Annotated in this window: 20 protein-coding genes; 9 read left to right on the top strand and 11 right to left on the bottom strand. The window is 68.1% G+C overall.

Annotation, left to right across the window (positions count from 1 at the left end; genetic code table 11):
- Positions 1-5 precede the first annotated feature (5 nt).
- Together EVJ50_RS13105 and EVJ50_RS13100 are read right to left on the bottom strand one after the other, a co-directional pair.
- Entirely contained in the window at positions 6-1,550 is a 1,545-nt protein-coding gene (locus EVJ50_RS13105) for a class I adenylate-forming enzyme family protein (RefSeq protein WP_150884468.1), read from the bottom strand.
- On the bottom strand, positions 1,547-2,323 hold the full coding sequence (locus EVJ50_RS13100; RefSeq protein ID WP_225322952.1) for a CsgG/HfaB family protein: 777 nt from the start codon (positions 2,321-2,323) through the stop codon (positions 1,547-1,549). Before EVJ50_RS13100 ends, EVJ50_RS13105 begins: the two co-directional genes overlap by 4 nt.
- Positions 2,324-2,516: 193 nt before the next feature.
- Here EVJ50_RS13100 and EVJ50_RS13095 point away from each other — a divergent pair, with 193 nt between their 5' ends.
- The 6 genes from EVJ50_RS13095 to EVJ50_RS13070 all read left to right on the top strand — a co-directional run bounded on the left by EVJ50_RS13095 (position 2,517) and on the right by EVJ50_RS13070 (position 5,555).
- The gene (locus EVJ50_RS13095) at positions 2,517-2,768 is read left to right on the top strand and encodes a DUF3104 domain-containing protein (protein ID WP_150884466.1); all 252 of its coding nucleotides are present in this window, start codon (positions 2,517-2,519) and stop codon (positions 2,766-2,768) included.
- A gap of 85 nt (positions 2,769-2,853) precedes the next feature.
- Positions 2,854-3,864 carry a CHAD domain-containing protein gene (locus EVJ50_RS13090; RefSeq protein ID WP_150884465.1) on the top strand — a complete coding sequence of 337 codons (1,011 nt, stop codon included), beginning with the start codon at positions 2,854-2,856 and terminating at the stop codon, positions 3,862-3,864.
- Entirely contained in the window at positions 3,861-4,139 is a 279-nt protein-coding gene (locus tag EVJ50_RS13085; RefSeq protein ID WP_150884464.1) for a hypothetical protein, read from the top strand. The genes EVJ50_RS13090 and EVJ50_RS13085 overlap by 4 nt, the downstream gene beginning before the upstream one ends.
- Entirely contained in the window at positions 4,136-4,462 is a 327-nt protein-coding gene (locus EVJ50_RS13080) for a hypothetical protein (protein ID WP_150884463.1), read from the top strand. Before EVJ50_RS13085 ends, EVJ50_RS13080 begins: the two co-directional genes overlap by 4 nt.
- Positions 4,463-4,494: 32 nt before the next feature.
- The gene (locus EVJ50_RS13075) at positions 4,495-5,157 is read left to right on the top strand and encodes an SDR family oxidoreductase (protein ID WP_255452564.1); all 663 of its coding nucleotides are present in this window, start codon (positions 4,495-4,497) and stop codon (positions 5,155-5,157) included.
- A 143-nt stretch (positions 5,158-5,300) separates the two neighbouring features.
- Positions 5,301-5,555: a hypothetical protein gene (locus EVJ50_RS13070; protein ID WP_150884461.1), complete on the top strand. Its 255-nt coding sequence runs from the start codon at positions 5,301-5,303 to the stop codon at positions 5,553-5,555.
- A 123-nt stretch (positions 5,556-5,678) separates the two neighbouring features.
- Here EVJ50_RS13070 and EVJ50_RS13065 read toward each other — a convergent pair whose 3' ends face one another.
- Positions 5,679-6,122: an Hsp20/alpha crystallin family protein gene (locus tag EVJ50_RS13065; protein ID WP_150884460.1), complete on the bottom strand. Its 444-nt coding sequence runs from the start codon at positions 6,120-6,122 to the stop codon at positions 5,679-5,681.
- A 191-nt stretch (positions 6,123-6,313) separates the two neighbouring features.
- Here EVJ50_RS13065 and EVJ50_RS13060 point away from each other — a divergent pair, with 191 nt between their 5' ends.
- Positions 6,314-6,661, top strand: coding sequence for a hypothetical protein (locus EVJ50_RS13060; RefSeq protein ID WP_150884459.1), 348 nt, complete (start codon positions 6,314-6,316; stop codon positions 6,659-6,661).
- Positions 6,662-6,687: 26 nt separating this feature from the next.
- On the opposite strand, the gene EVJ50_RS13055 is transcribed toward EVJ50_RS13060, so the two are convergent.
- The 8 genes from EVJ50_RS13055 to EVJ50_RS15125 form a co-directional block, all read right to left on the bottom strand.
- Positions 6,688-7,215 carry a hypothetical protein gene (locus EVJ50_RS13055; protein ID WP_191964786.1) on the bottom strand — a complete coding sequence of 176 codons (528 nt, stop codon included), beginning with the start codon at positions 7,213-7,215 and terminating at the stop codon, positions 6,688-6,690.
- Positions 7,216-7,271: 56 nt separating this feature from the next.
- On the bottom strand, positions 7,272-8,225 hold the full coding sequence (locus EVJ50_RS13050; RefSeq protein WP_150884457.1) for a DMT family transporter: 954 nt from the start codon (positions 8,223-8,225) through the stop codon (positions 7,272-7,274).
- Positions 8,226-8,236: 11 nt separating this feature from the next.
- A complete protein-coding gene (locus tag EVJ50_RS13045; RefSeq protein WP_150884456.1) occupies positions 8,237-9,049 on the bottom strand; it encodes a hypothetical protein in 813 nt (270 codons plus the stop codon).
- Between the two features lie 11 nt (positions 9,050-9,060).
- On the bottom strand, positions 9,061-9,822 hold the full coding sequence (locus tag EVJ50_RS13040; RefSeq protein ID WP_150884455.1) for a flavodoxin family protein: 762 nt from the start codon (positions 9,820-9,822) through the stop codon (positions 9,061-9,063).
- 107 nt (positions 9,823-9,929) lie between these two features.
- Complete coding sequence (locus tag EVJ50_RS13035; protein ID WP_191964785.1) at positions 9,930-10,364, bottom strand: type IV pilin protein; 435 nt, start codon at positions 10,362-10,364, stop codon at positions 9,930-9,932.
- A gap of 164 nt (positions 10,365-10,528) precedes the next feature.
- Positions 10,529-11,023 (bottom strand): type IV pilin protein, encoded by a 495-nt coding sequence (locus EVJ50_RS15280; RefSeq protein WP_191964927.1) that lies wholly within the window; start codon positions 11,021-11,023, stop codon positions 10,529-10,531.
- A gap of 105 nt (positions 11,024-11,128) precedes the next feature.
- Positions 11,129-11,623 carry a transglutaminase family protein gene (locus EVJ50_RS15130; RefSeq protein ID WP_225322951.1) on the bottom strand — a complete coding sequence of 165 codons (495 nt, stop codon included), beginning with the start codon at positions 11,621-11,623 and terminating at the stop codon, positions 11,129-11,131.
- Positions 11,557-12,015 carry a transglutaminase N-terminal domain-containing protein gene (locus EVJ50_RS15125; protein ID WP_225322950.1) on the bottom strand — a complete coding sequence of 153 codons (459 nt, stop codon included), beginning with the start codon at positions 12,013-12,015 and terminating at the stop codon, positions 11,557-11,559. Before EVJ50_RS15125 ends, EVJ50_RS15130 begins: the two co-directional genes overlap by 67 nt.
- Before the next feature lie 19 nt (positions 12,016-12,034).
- Between EVJ50_RS15125 and EVJ50_RS14740 the strand changes: the two genes are divergently transcribed.
- Both EVJ50_RS14740 and EVJ50_RS13020 read left to right on the top strand, forming a co-directional pair.
- Positions 12,035-12,205, top strand: coding sequence for a hypothetical protein (locus tag EVJ50_RS14740; RefSeq protein WP_191964784.1), 171 nt, complete (start codon positions 12,035-12,037; stop codon positions 12,203-12,205).
- Positions 12,206-12,483: 278 nt separating this feature from the next.
- Entirely contained in the window at positions 12,484-13,236 is a 753-nt protein-coding gene (locus EVJ50_RS13020; protein ID WP_150884452.1) for an STAS/SEC14 domain-containing protein, read from the top strand.
- Positions 13,237-13,291: the final 55 nt, after the last annotated feature.

Here is a 13,291-nt window from a genome sequence, read left to right as displayed (position 1 = left end):
GCCGTTCAGGCCGCAGGGCCGCCGGTGGCCCTGTGCTGCACGCGTTGACATGCCTCCTCCGCCAGCCGCTGCCGGTCGAACTTGCCGGTGAGGTTGCGGGGCAGATCATCCCGGATCAGCAGGGCCACCGGATGACGGTCGGCCGCCAGGCGTGAGCGGAAGTGCGGCTCGAGTTGCTCCAGAGTGGGGGGATCGGCGGGATCGGCCGGCACCACCCAGGCCACCGGCACCGCCCCATCCCTGGGATGGGGCACACCCACCACCACCGACGCATGGATGGCGGGATGGTCGTCGAGCACCTCCTCCACCTCCGCCGGGGCGATGTTGGAGCCGCGGCGCACGATCATCAGCTTGGAGCGGCCCACGAACCAGAGAAAGCCGTCGGCGTCCCGGCGGGCCAGATCGCCGGTGAGCAGCCAGCCGTCGCTGAGGCTGGCTTCGGTGGCATCAGGGTCCTGCCAGTAGCCGAGAAAGAGGGACTCGCTCTGCACCGCCACCTGGCCGGCGGCCTGGGATCCATCGGGCTCGCCCGCCAGGTCGACTCCGCTCGCATCGAGAAGGCGCACACGGGTCCCCGGCGTGGGCCGGCCGATCGAGCCGAAGCGGCGTGGACCCTCCAGGGGCTGCATGGCGTAGTAGCCACCCACCTCGGTCATCCCGCAACCCTCGAGCGCGGGCCAGCCGAACCGCGCCTGGAACCGCTCCTGCAACTCATGGGGAACGCTGTCGCCCGAACCGATCACGGTGCGGAGGCTCGGCAGCCGGGTTTCCGTGACCTCCAGGTGGTCGACGAAATCGAGCAGGTCACTGGCGAGAAGGCCGTACTCGCTCACCTGATGGCGCTGGATCAGAGCCACCGCCTCGGCCGGACTGGGCCGCATGGTCAGCACCACCCGGGCACCGGCCATGAGTGCCGGCAGCAACTGGGTCTGCAGCCCGCCGGCGTGGGACAGGGGCTTGCCCACCAGAACCACGTCCTCCTCAGTGAACCCGAGGGCCTGCCGGCTAGTGTCGATCGAGGTCCAGCAGCTCCTGTGGCTGTGCAGCACGCCCTTGGGCTGCCCGGTGCTGCCCGAGGTGAACAGCAGCAGAGCGGGATGATCCGGCGGAACGTCGGCGGCCGCCCAGCGGCGCTCCGACCGCTGGGCCTCTGCGATCAGCGCATCGGCATCGATCACCGCCGAGGCGGGCAGGGAGAGCAGCGGGCTGAGGACCTGCCGGCGCTCCGGGGGCACCAGCACCAGAGCCGGCTGGACCCGCTTCACGATGGCGGCGATCTCCACCGCCGTGAGCCGTGTGGCCACCGGCACCGCCACCGCTCCGAGGCGATGGCAGGCCAGGGACAGCAGCAGCGCCGGATGACCATTCACAAGGCTCCAGAGCACCCGGTCCCCGGGCATCACGCCGCGTTGGCTCAGCCCGGCTGCGACGCCATCCGCGAGCCGGTCGAGCTCCGCGAAGGTCCAGCAGCCCTGGTTGGTGCGCAGCGCTTCCCGGTCCGGGCTGTGGTTGAGCCCGTTCTGGAGCAGATCCTGCAGCTGCGTGCTCATTCCAGCTGCAGCACGTCGCGGGTACGGGCGCGCCGGATGGCGTCCTGCTGCTGATACGCCGTCAGGCAGCCGTCCTGCAGCACCAGCAGGCAGTTCACGTAGTCGGCGCCATCGATCAGAGCCGCACGGATGGCCTTGGCCGCCGGGGTGCGGTTCGCCTCGCTCGAGGATTCCTCGTAACTGAAGGTGGCCGCGGCACCAAGGGCATAGGCCCCGGTTCCCGATGCCCGCGTGAGGCCGCCGACCAGGCCGGCGAGGGGAAGCAGGGAGCCGCCCGAGTCCTTCTCCTTGGCGGTGCTGGTGGCCCTCCCCTCCACAGTCCGGGCGCCCACCACCTCGCCGGTGCTGGCATCCACCACCCGCAGATCCATCGAGACGTAAGCCTTCGCCTCCGACACGGTTTTGGAGCCACCGAAGCCCAGGAAGCGCAGGCCGCTGCCCGACTGCTTCTGCTCCACACCCTCCTCATAGCCGTTGATGCGGCCGAGAATGATGTACTGGGCGCCGGTCATCTGGCCCGACTGAGCCGCTGCCCCATCGGGGCGAACGATTCCCAGCTCCGCCAGCTCCTGCTCCGAGAGCACCTCCTTGAGGTTCTGGCGTTCCACCACCCGCAGCCCGCCGGCATTGGTCAGCTCGTTGGAGAGGGCATCGGCCAGCTGTCGGCTCACCCGGGGGCTCCACCAGACCAGGCTGCCCACCTCATTTTTGAAATCGGGGACCGAGACGCTGGGGCTCGCCAGGGCCGGCATCGGCAGCAGCGCCGCTGCCACGAGAAGGGCATGACGCCAGCGACTCGATCGCCGGCACGCCGATCGCCCCGATCGCCCCGATCGTCCCGAGGCGGAAGCACGTGGAGGAAGCAGGCGCATGACGCTGACGGTGGACCGAAATCTGCCGGAGAGTATGGGTGCTTCATCCAGGTGATCCAACCCTCACCTCCCCCGTCGCTCAGACGTTGTCGCGATGCCCGACGCCCTGAACGCCTTTCCGGAAGGGAAGGGACCGGAGCCGGCCGAACCGGCCTTTCTGAAGGTGCGCGTCGGCGACACGGTGCGCATCGCCGGGGCCGAGCGTTCCAGCTGGCTGGGCACGGTGCTGCACACCGAGGGCGGGGCCCGCGGGCCGGAGGTCAGCTTTCTGCAGGTGGCCTGCCAGGACACGGGGATCGTCCACACCCTCAGTGCCGACGCGGTGCTGGACATCCTTCCCGGCTGAGCCGGTTCTCTCGGCGGCCGGCAAGCGCCATGGCTGGGTTGGAAGGAGGTTTCTAGCCTGAACAGTGAAGACTGCTTGCGCTGCCATGGGCGCATCGTGCGGCAAGAGTGCCGGCACCCTGCCGGAAGCCGGAGAGAGTCACAGAGCCCTGATCCGGCTGCTGGAGCGGCGCCATGCCCTGCTGGCCGAACGCCTGAACGGGCTGATGCCGGAGTTGCTGGCCCCCCCTCCGAAAACGGCTGAGAGCGAACAACTGGAGGCCGATCGTCATGCCGTGCACCAGTTCCGCACCAGCCTGCGTCGGCTGCGATCGATGGCGGAGGCCTTCCCCAATCACTGGCACTGGGCCGGAGCATCCCGGCTCGGACGGATGGCCAGGCTGGCCGGTGCGGTGCGCGACCTCGACGTCCTGCTGGAAGAGCTGGAGACCTGCCGAACCACCAACGGCACCGCCATGGCCGACGCCGAGCGGAGCCGGCTGGACAGGCTGCTGCGCACGCTTGGGAAGCGGCGTCGGCGGGCCAGGCGCCGGCTGGCCAGGCATCTGCAGCGGCCACCCGCCTGGTGGAGCCGGCTGCTGCAGAGCGACACCACTCCAACCATGCCCGGTGATCTGGCCCCGTCCGTTCCGCTGCTGCAGGCGGCCCTGATGGCCCAGATGGCCCGCATCCGGCTCGCCAGCGGCTGGGGCGACGGCCAGCGGCCGGCCCCCGGCAGCCCGGAGGAGCTGGCCCTGCATGAGCTGCGCAAGGCGTTCAAGCGGCTGCGCTATCAGCTGGAGATGTGGGAGGCGGTACGGCCCGATCTGCGGGACCGACTGCTGCGGCTCAAGCGGGTTCAGGACGCACTCGGAACCCTGCAGGACCTCGTGATCTGGAAGGAGCTGCTCGAAGGCAGCCAGGGCCAGCGGGCCGATCCACGCCCGCTGGCCTCACGCTGTCCGACGTTGATCGGGCTCTGGCAGGAGCGCCTCGATCTGGCCTGGGCGGACTGGTGCGACCAGCGGCATCTGTGGCTCGAAACGGACTCCGGCTTCCCCGAGTGGTGGCGCTGGTGCTTGCAGAACCCGGGCGGCGTCGCCACGCTGCAGCCATGAGCATCGCCTTGTTGCTTCTGACCCTGCTGGCCGCGGCGCCGGCCGTGGCGGACACGCCACAGCCGCGCCCGAAGCGGGCGATCAGCAGCGAGGAGCTGGAGGAGCTGATCCGCAACCAGAGCGACGCCGATCTCGATGCCACGATCCGGCGGGAGTTCGAGGCCAGCGAGCGCAGCCTGCGCCAGCTGGGGATCGCCGAACCCACCACCGAATCGATCATCCGCGAGTGGCAGGGCCAGCAGAGCGGCAGCACCGCTCCCACAGCAGGACCGTGATTCCCCTCCTCTCAGACGCCATGCGATCGGCAGCACCCGTCCAGGTCCCGCACCCTTTTCTCTCCAGGGAGGCCTGCCGCATCGGTGCGCTGGCGGCGGCTCTGCTCACAGGCCTGCTCACTGGGCCGGGCGCCACGGCTCAGGAACGCCCCATTCCACCGCCGCCCAACCCGGAGGGCTCAGGCTCCTACACGATCCGGACCCGCTCCACCTCACCCGGAGCGGGCGCTGTGGAGATGCAGGACGACCAGGGCCACGGTGAGCGCTGCCGTTTCCGCCTGGGAGACGGCACCCGTTCCAGGATGGACTGCATTCAGCAGTAGCCCTCATGCCCGCCTCGTCAGGCTCCACTGTCATGGTGACCGGGGCCAACCGGGGCATCGGCCTGGAGCTCTGCCGGCAGCTCAGCGCCCGCGGTGACCGGGTGGTGGCGATCTGCCGGCGGAGCAGCCCGGAGCTCAGGGATCTGGGCGTGACGCGCATCGAGAGCGTGGATGTGAGCAGCGACGCGGGCGTGGCCGCCCTGCCGGCGGCGCTCTCCTCAGCCGGGATCCAGTCGGTCGACCTGCTGATCAACAACGCCGGACTGCTCGAGTCGGATGCCTGGCCCGGGATCGACAGCGCCAGCCTCCTTCGCCAGTTCGAGGTCAACGCCATCGGCCCGCTGCGCGTGACCGAAGCCCTGATGCCGCTGCTGCGCCGCGGCGCGAAGGTGGGCCTGATCACGAGCCGCATGGGCTCGATCGCCGACAACGGCAGCGGGGGCTACTACGGCTACCGGATGTCGAAGGCGGCGCTGTGCATGGCCGGCAAGTCCCTGTCGATCGACCTGAAGGGGAAGGGCATCGCGGTGGCGATCCTGCATCCGGGCATGGTGCGCACCGAAATGATCGGCTTCAGCCCGAGCGGCATCCCGCCGGCACAGGCCGCTGAAGGCCTGCTGGCCCGGCTCGATGCCCTCACCCTCGCCAGCAGCGGCCGCTTCTGGCACGCCAACGGCGAGGAGCTGCCCTGGTGACTGCTGGAGCCAATTCCACCGTCCGTAGCAAGCGCTGCCAGGCAGAGGAGGCTCCCGTGATAACGGGATGTGTTGTGCTGCTAAGAGCCTGAGCTGCCGCCGTTCACTGGTGGTATGACGAGATCAGAGGTTCGGAGGCAGCCATGTTTCATGTGTCCTTTCATGGCGTGGACCTGAAGGAGGTCACCCTGGATGCCAAGGAAGAGCAACAGGCGGTCTGCCAGGCCGTGACCCAGGGCGGGCGCACCCTGCACCAGATGCCCACGCTCACCGGCCGCTCGCCCACCGGCGCGGAATGCTGGTATCGCATCAGCCTCGAACCGGATGCCGCCCATCGACCGGCGTCAGCCGCGGCCACCGCCGCAGCCACCGGCCAGGCTCACGTGCGGGTGATCTGACGCACCAACCTGATCGACTCTGACTCCGGTCCGACTGACAACCAACCCATCCGCGTCTGCCAGGAGGTCCCGGACAGAACGAATGGGTTGGCTTCTCACAAGCAGCCGCAGGCGGCTCCCGCGTCAGCCAGCCACCTGGACAGCCACGGATGTCACGGACTGGGCCTTGGGAGCCACAACCGTGAGCACACCATCGCGATAGATGGCGCTGATCCCATCGCGCTGGATCGCCTGCGGGAAGCGGAAGCTGCGGCCCCATGTGCCGTAGCGGAACTCGCTGAGAATCACGGCGTCCTGTCCTGCGGCCTGGCCCTTGCCCGGCTCGCAGGCGGCCTCGGTGTCTGATGGATTGCGACGCTCGGCGCTCACCACCAGGCTGCGGTCGGTGGCCTGGACATCGATGGCATCGCGCTGCACACCGGGCAGTTCCAGCATCAGCTCATAACGCTCACCGTCTTCACGCAGCTCGGCGGCCGGCAGACGCTCGGCACTCTGGAGTTGGTGCTGGAGCTGCTGCTCGAGCCGATCAAAGATGGCGATCGGCGATGTGGATCGAAGACTCATCATGGTGGGATCAACGGGTCAGTGAAACGACCAGGGATCAACCCCGGTGCAGACACTCTCCCTGCTGCATTCCTGCGCTGGAAAGGGGAGAACCGACCGGATCGATTCGGCCCTCACCACTCCATTCGGCATACCGGAATGCCCGTTAGTGAAAACCGATTCATCATGGAATCGAACGGCCGCACCGCTCCACCATGGCTTCGATCGGTTCACCATCACCCCATCGGCACCGGCTCCTGCACCGCAGGCTGGCCGGTCTGGTCGTGCTGGGCCTGCTGTTCCCCGCTGCCGCGCCGGGCCTGGCGGAGGGCAGCGGCACGGTGACCCGTGAATCCAACGGCCCGAAATCCCTGGCGGTGACACGGGCCCGCTCCGCGGTGCCCCGCGGCTCCACGGTCGATCGCGTCACCTGCCAGACCGTGGATGTGGGCTGGGGCAACACCCGCTACCGCTGCACCGCCCACTACACGACCGGCGCTCCCGCTCCATCGGCCGAAGCGATGGACGACGCACCCGCCGCTGAGCCGGCTCCGGACTCCTGAGGCTGGCGATTGAACGCGGCAGGCCTTCAGCCTTCCTCCGGGCACGTGGGAGACATCCTCCAGAACCCCTCCGCCGCCTGGATCAGGGTCGGCTCCCGCCGCAAGCGCTGATCGCCCCGATACCAGAGGGCACTGCCCAGCCCGGTGATCAGCAGCCGATCGGCGGCCGGGCCGGGGGAGGGGAGGCTGCGCAGGGGCTCCGGCCCGCGGAACCAGACCACGCGGTCGCCGCGGCCCTCCGACTGCGGTGTGAGGCCCCACCAGCTGGTCCCGTAGCCCAGGGAGGTGCCCACCTCAAAACCGCTGACGCGCCGGCGGCGGAAGAAGAGCTCCCCCCGCCTCAGGCCGGGCTGGGTCTGGGGCTGAAAGCGAATCAGGGCCTCCGGGCTCACCTCACTGGTCCAGATGCAGGGACCCGGACCGAGCTCGGCGGCCCTCAGCCCGCCGGGAGCGAACCCGGACACCGCGACGGCAGCCGCCGCGGCCAGCAGTGCGGGACGCCGTCCGCCCCTTCCGGCCTGAGCGGCATCCTCCCTCGGCTGACAACGGGACATGGGAACCGGCACACAACCCGCTCCAGTCTCCCCGGCACCGGCGCGGGCCCCAGGGATCAAGCCTGGGCGCGAACGCTGCCGCTGGCTTCCAGCGCAGCGGTGGCCGGAGCGGAGCCACCGGCCACCACCACGGCGGCGATCACCAGGCCCGTGCCCAGCAGCACCGGCAGGCCGAGGGGCTCTCCCAGAAGCAGGGCGGCACTGAAGACCGACACGGCGATCGAGAGGGATCCCACGATCGACACGCGCGCGACGCTGAAACGGCGATAGGCGAGCCGCAGGCTCCATTCGCTGCCGAGCACCAGGGTGATGGCGTAGAGCCCGATCACCCCCGCCACCCACCAGAGCTGCAGGTGCACGAAGTGCTCAGCGCCGAAGAGCACCAGCCCGATCACCAGAAACACCAGGGCCCCCAGCAGCGAGGGCAGGCCGCTGGTGAGGCCGATGCCCAGACCCTGCTGGCCGAGCAGACGGGCGGTGACGGCGCTGGCCGCGAACCCCAGAACGCCCACCGCACCCCAGAGCAGGCCGGCCAGACGGTGCATTCCTCCGGCGGCCTCGCCCCCCAGGGCCACCAGCAGCAGACCGACGGCGATCAGCAGGCAGGTGAGGCCGAAGCGACGCGGCAAGGGCTCCCGCAGCCAGAGCCGGGCCATCCCGGCAGCGGCCGGGAGCACCAGGCTGAAGACCAGGGTCTTCTCGATCACCGAGAGCGACTCGATCGCCATGTAGCTGCCCAGGGGGCCGAGCAGGCTGCCGCTGAGGCTGTCGAGCAGGAGCAGCAGCAGCTGCCGGGGACCCAGCCGCGGCAGCTCTCGTCGCAGCGCCGTCCGGTCCGCCAGCACCAGGCTCAGGCCCACCACCAGCAGGGCGAAGAAGAACAGGTTGCAAGCACTGATGGGATTGAGCCCATCCACCGGATGGCTCATGCCGAAGCGTTGCAACCCCCGCACGCTGGTGTTCTCCAGCCCCTTGAGCAGCACGTAGGCCAGCAGCGGCAGCAGAGCCATGCCGATCACCCTCAGGCGAGAAAGAGGATGGCGGCGAACAGGCCGCAGCCCGCAAGAAACGACCGGTAGCAGGTGTGATTCGCTTCGGGCAGTTCACGGCGCAGCACATTGAGAATCACGCTGCCGGCGAGAAAGGACCACACCACCGTCAGCAGCGCACTGTCCGGCGGTGCCAGCAGACCCAGCAGCGAGCCCAGCAGCACCGCCCCCGCCAGCAGCCAGCGGCCGTAGCGGTGGAACAGGCGCGCATCCACCTCCTGAACGGAGGTGTCGATCACGAAGAAGTGCAGCACCACCGCCAGCACGAAGAGCCCGCAGCTCAGCAGGCTCAGGTGACTGACCTCATCGAGCAGCGCCCCAAAGATCAGATTGAGCACCGCGAAGGCCGTGATGCGGATCCAGAACGTCGCGCGCACCACGGTTCCCTCCGGGACCACCTGACCCGCCGCGGCCTCGGCCCGCCGCTGGCGGAGGCGGAAGATGTCGAGCGAGTAGAAGCTCACCAGGCCGGCGAGGGCCATCAGATAGGTGTGGTTCTCGAGGAAGCCCGGCGCCAGCCCGCTCTCCAGCAGATGGGCCTGATGGGCCGCCAGTTCCGGAAACACCTCGAGGAACACGTAGGCGAGCGACACGCCGCCGGCGAAGGAGGTCCAGCGGTGCAGGGGCACCACGCGGAACAGGGGCAGTCGCGTTCCCACCAGATGCACCAGGGCCAGGATCAGCGCCAGCAGGAGGATCGTGCCCGGGCTCGTCACGGCGGCGGCGTGGGCTCCAGCAGCGTGGGCTCCAGCGGCAACCACTGCCGGCAGGTCGATCAGAGGCATGGGGCGGTCACTCAGGCCCGGTGCTCGGGATTGGCACGGCCGGCGTGGCAGCCGGCGTCCCACTGGGACGGCACGTTGCCATGGGCGGGGTAGCCACCGGCATCCTTCAGGAGCCGGGCCAGGTGCAGGCAATTCCAGGCCAGGAAGGTGGTGTTGCGGTTGGTGAAATCGTTCTCCGGTCCGCCCGAGCCCGGGTCCATGTAGGAGGGGCCCGGCCCGGCCTCTCCGACCCAGCCCGCATCGGCCTGGGGAGGCACCGTATAGCCGATGTGCGACAGGGAGAAGAGGATGTTCATGGCGCAGTGCTTGATGCCATCCTCATTTCCCGTGATCAGGGTGGCTCCCACCTTGCCGTAGTCGCGGTACTGGCCCTTGCTGTTCACCAGGTGGGTGTAGCCGTACATGCGCTCAAGCACGCGATTGCACACCGAGGTTTTCTCTCCCAGCCACACCGATGTGCAGAGGAGCAGGATGTCGCAGGCATCGATCCTGGCCTGGATCTGCGGCCAGTCATCCCGATCCCATTCCGGTGTTGCACTCATGTCGGTGCCCAGGCCGGCCGGAATCTCAAAATCCACCGGCCGGATCAGCTCACAGCTGGCGCCCACCGATTCGAACACCTTCAGAGCCAGGTGGATCACACCTTCGGTGTGGGAGAGCACAGGTGTGCGGTTGAGGGTGCAATTGAGCGCCAGAACCTTCAGGTCGCCGTACCGCTCCGGTGCGGATCCGCTCAGCTGATCAATCAGGCCGGAACACTGCGCGCTGCTCATGACCGGGACGGCATCACGCTGTCAGCCTAGGTGTCACCTCCCACCGGGGGCAGCGCCTGAGACCGGGGCCACGTCCAGAGATCTCGCTGACACCATCCGCTTGCACTTCAGTAGCGCCGGCAGACGATCCGCGCTCCCGTACTGCGCAGATGCGCAGGAAAGTCGAAGACGAACACGACCACACCTCGGGCATTGGTGAACGATTCACCCTGGCACTCCACAGGCCCGGGACTGTTGAAGCGCTGTGAGACGAAGAAGCGGATCCCCGGCCAACGGTCTCCACACCGCTGCCGCCGGCCGCTGCTGCCGGACACGGGATTGGTCAGTGCCACGCCCGAGCCATCGCGATCGCCCAGGTTCAGCACGGCACATTCCTTGGCCACAGAAATCGTCTCCGCCACCTTCGCCTTCCGGTCGGAACGATCGACCACACCCAGGTACTGGGGAATCGCCACGGCCGAAAGAACGCCGAGGATGGCCACCGTCACCACCAGTTCCACCAGGGTGAACGCCTGCTGCTTGCCGCGGCTGTCGTGGCCCAAGCCCACTGAAGTGGCGCGTCTGAAGCGATCCATCACCCACCTCCTGCAGTTGGCCGCAAGCCGGTGACGACCAGCGGCATCCGTCCTTCACCCCAGCCTTAGCCAGGCCTTCGCACGGTGTCCATGGGACTCCACGCTGGCACTCCCGCAGGGAAGGGGCCTCGTCACGAGGCCCGGCAGAGCAGTCGTGTTCGGAAATGTCGCTGGGTGTTCCGATCGTTCATCACAAAGATCAGCACACCTCTGGCATTGGCGAATGCTTCACCCATGCAGGTCACAGGGCCAGGCGAATTGAAGCGCTCCGAGATGAAGAACTGAAAACCCCGCGGGGTGGTTCCGCCACACGTCTGGAATGGAGTGTTGTATCCCCGGAAGGGATTGACCAACGCCACCTGCCTGCCTGCTGGCCCCCCAGCATTCAGCGCGGCGCATTCCTTGGCCACAGCCACCGTCTCCGCCACCTTTGCCTTGCGGTCAGACCGGTCCATCACTCCCAGATACTGGGGAATCGCCACGGCCGAGAGAATGCCGAGGATGGCCACCGTCACCACCAGTTCCACGAGGGTGAACCCCTCTGGCTTGCTGCCGTGGCTGTGGCCGGAGCCCGTCCGGCTGCAGCGGGTCGAACCCGCTGCAAGGAAACCTGTGAAGCGATCCATCACCCACCTCCTGCAGTACACCGGAGCTCGGAACCGGCCCACGGCATCCGTTCATCACCCCAGCGGTAGCCACGACCGGGGTCACCGTCCAGGAGCCGATCCGGGTCAGGCAGCCGCAGGCGACTGGGCCGCCTGACAAGCAATGCTCAGCTGATGCTCCAGATGGGCGACAGCACCGATGCCCGATCGCAGGTTCCCTGAGACCGGAGCCGTGAGGCGGGAGCAGGGGGCTGCCACCAGGGCGATGTGACGGTCGGCCACCGCCAGGCCATGGGTGGGGTCATAGCCCCGCCAACCGCCCCCGGGGAGATACACCTCCACCCAGGCATGGAGGTGGCGGTATTCCCAATCGGGGTCTCCTTCCTGGTAGCCGCTCACGAAACGACAGGCCAGGCCCATGGCCCGGCACACGTCCATGAAGAGCACCGCCATGTCGCGGCAGGAGCCCTGGCGGGAGCTCCAGGTGACGGAGGGGGGATAGGGGTCCCCCTGGTGGCGAACCTCATGGCTGCAGCGATCAAAGATGCGCTGGTTCAGTTGCCAGAGGAAGGCCAGGGGGTCAGCGGCCGTCTCGTGCCAGAGCTCATGAGCCAGTTGCACCGCCACCGGGTCCAGCGCTGGAAAGTTCGCCGCCCCCCCCCGAGATACGGCAGCAGTTGCTGCTGCAGGGGGGCCGAGGCCTGCAACGGCAGGCGTGTGGCCCAGGGCTCCAGAAGGAAATCGAATGGATTGCTGCGCAGGGTTTCCACCTCACAGCGCATCTGCACCCGCAGGCTGGTGAGCGGTGTGTCGGGGAAGAGAACACGCGTGACGGTGTTGCCATCGAGATCGATGGTCTCGATGCAGCGGGTGGGCGAAGGATCCAGCGTCAGCAATGCGTTGAGGACCCGCTGGGTCGGGTCCGTGCGGGGCTGCAGCCTGAGCAGGTGGGGCGACAGGGTGACCGGCCGGTCGTAGCGGTAGGTGGTGACGTGATCAATCTGAAACCGCACGGGTTCTGGCCTGAAACGGATGAGTGCCGCGAGAGGTCTGGCCGCACTCTGCACCACACGATCGTATCGGGATGCGGCCGTGGACCCGGATGCTGATGAGGGCGGAGACATCCGCAGCATCGAGCCGCCGTACTCACGCCGCAGCGAACCCGGAGCCCCGGCCTCAGGCAGAGCGGAGATGGGCCGTTGATTGATGACCACGGCGGTCGATCACGTCTCAATGCTTGAGAGAGATCCAAGCGACGCGATCACCACACCATCCAGATGCCGCCTACAGCCCATGGTGCTGCACTGCCAGCTCAACATCACCTGGCTGATGTCCTTCGCTGAATCGCGACAGGACGCCGTGATGGCACCGCGACCGGAACGAACGACTGCCCGGCGCCGTTGCCCATGAAGGAATCGCTCAGACCCATTGGGGGTTGAGCCACAACGTTCCTAGGTTTCAGACAGGCGAAGGATGACGTCATGATCGAACTGATGCAGGATCTGCCGGGGGGAACGCTCGGCTTCGTGTTCAGCGGCGAGGTTCGCGGTGAGGACTACGACACCGTGCTGGTGCCGGCCCTCGAAACGGCATTGCACGAGCACGACCGGGTGCGGATGCTCATGTGCTTTCCCGACGATTTCCAGGGCTACGCCCTTGGCGCGGTCTGGGACGACATGAAAACTGCCGTGCACCACTGGCGCGGCTTCGAGCGGATCGCCGTGGTCACCGATGTGGGCTGGTTGAAGACAGCGACGCAGGCCATGGCCGCGCTGATGCCCTGCCCGATGCACTGCTTCCCCACCGACCAGGCAACGGATGCCCGGCGCTGGCTGGCGGAATCCCTGGGCACGATCCATCTGGACAGCAGCGACGGCGTGGTGCGACTCCGCCTGATCGGCCAGCTCGAGAGCAGCAGCTACCAGCGCATCGACCGTGAGCTGGCCGCCGAGTTCAGCCACACCGAGCCGGTTCGGCTGCTGATCGATCTGCGGGAGTTCGATGGCTGGTTCGGACTGGGCGCCATGGCGGACCACCTCAGCCTGTTCCGTGAACACCGGCACATCCCAAGGGCCGTGGCGGTGGTGGGGTCCCGGCGCTGGCAGAAGGGTCTGGAGCGCCTTCTCTCCCGCTTCACCGAGGCGGACACGCGCTTCTTCGAGGAGGCCGATGTCGCATCGGCCGATCAGTGGCTGCATCGGACTGTTCCCGACTCCAGCGCTGCCCGGGGTTGAACAGAGATCTGCTCGCATCCGGGTCCATCACTTGAGCCACGGCTCTCAGGGGGAC

The sequence above is a fragment of the Synechococcus sp. RSCCF101 genome (assembly GCF_008807075.1).
In the GTDB taxonomy this organism is placed as follows: domain Bacteria; phylum Cyanobacteriota; class Cyanobacteriia; order PCC-6307; family Cyanobiaceae; genus RSCCF101.
Note: the sequence above shows the minus strand (reverse complement) of the source record. Positions and strands in the feature narration are given on the sequence as shown.

Coding starts and splice junctions, on each gene's coding strand:
- EVJ50_RS13065 (WP_150884460.1), bottom strand. CDS start 6,122: ATGATGAGTCTTCGATCCACATCGCCGATCGCCATCTTTGATCGGCTC.
- EVJ50_RS13045 (WP_150884456.1), bottom strand. CDS start 9,049: ATGCCTCTGATCGACCTGCCGGCAGTGGTTGCCGCTGGAGCCCACGCT.
- EVJ50_RS14740 (WP_191964784.1), top strand. CDS start 12,035: ATGAGTGCCGCGAGAGGTCTGGCCGCACTCTGCACCACACGATCGTAT.
- EVJ50_RS13070 (WP_150884461.1), top strand. CDS start 5,301: ATGTTTCATGTGTCCTTTCATGGCGTGGACCTGAAGGAGGTCACCCTG.
- EVJ50_RS13050 (WP_150884457.1), bottom strand. CDS start 8,225: ATGGCTCTGCTGCCGCTGCTGGCCTACGTGCTGCTCAAGGGGCTGGAG.
- EVJ50_RS13040 (WP_150884455.1), bottom strand. CDS start 9,822: ATGAGCAGCGCGCAGTGTTCCGGCCTGATTGATCAGCTGAGCGGATCC.
- EVJ50_RS13105 (WP_150884468.1), bottom strand. CDS start 1,550: ATGAGCACGCAGCTGCAGGATCTGCTCCAGAACGGGCTCAACCACAGC.
- EVJ50_RS13090 (WP_150884465.1), top strand. CDS start 2,854: ATGGGCGCATCGTGCGGCAAGAGTGCCGGCACCCTGCCGGAAGCCGGA.
- EVJ50_RS13020 (WP_150884452.1), top strand. CDS start 12,484: ATGATCGAACTGATGCAGGATCTGCCGGGGGGAACGCTCGGCTTCGTG.
- EVJ50_RS13055 (WP_191964786.1), bottom strand. CDS start 7,215: ATGTCCCGTTGTCAGCCGAGGGAGGATGCCGCTCAGGCCGGAAGGGGC.
- EVJ50_RS15280 (WP_191964927.1), bottom strand. CDS start 11,023: ATGGATCGCTTCACAGGTTTCCTTGCAGCGGGTTCGACCCGCTGCAGC.
- EVJ50_RS13075 (WP_255452564.1), top strand. CDS start 4,495: ATGGTGACCGGGGCCAACCGGGGCATCGGCCTGGAGCTCTGCCGGCAG.
- EVJ50_RS13085 (WP_150884464.1), top strand. CDS start 3,861: ATGAGCATCGCCTTGTTGCTTCTGACCCTGCTGGCCGCGGCGCCGGCC.
- EVJ50_RS13095 (WP_150884466.1), top strand. CDS start 2,517: ATGCCCGACGCCCTGAACGCCTTTCCGGAAGGGAAGGGACCGGAGCCG.
- EVJ50_RS13060 (WP_150884459.1), top strand. CDS start 6,314: ATGGCTTCGATCGGTTCACCATCACCCCATCGGCACCGGCTCCTGCAC.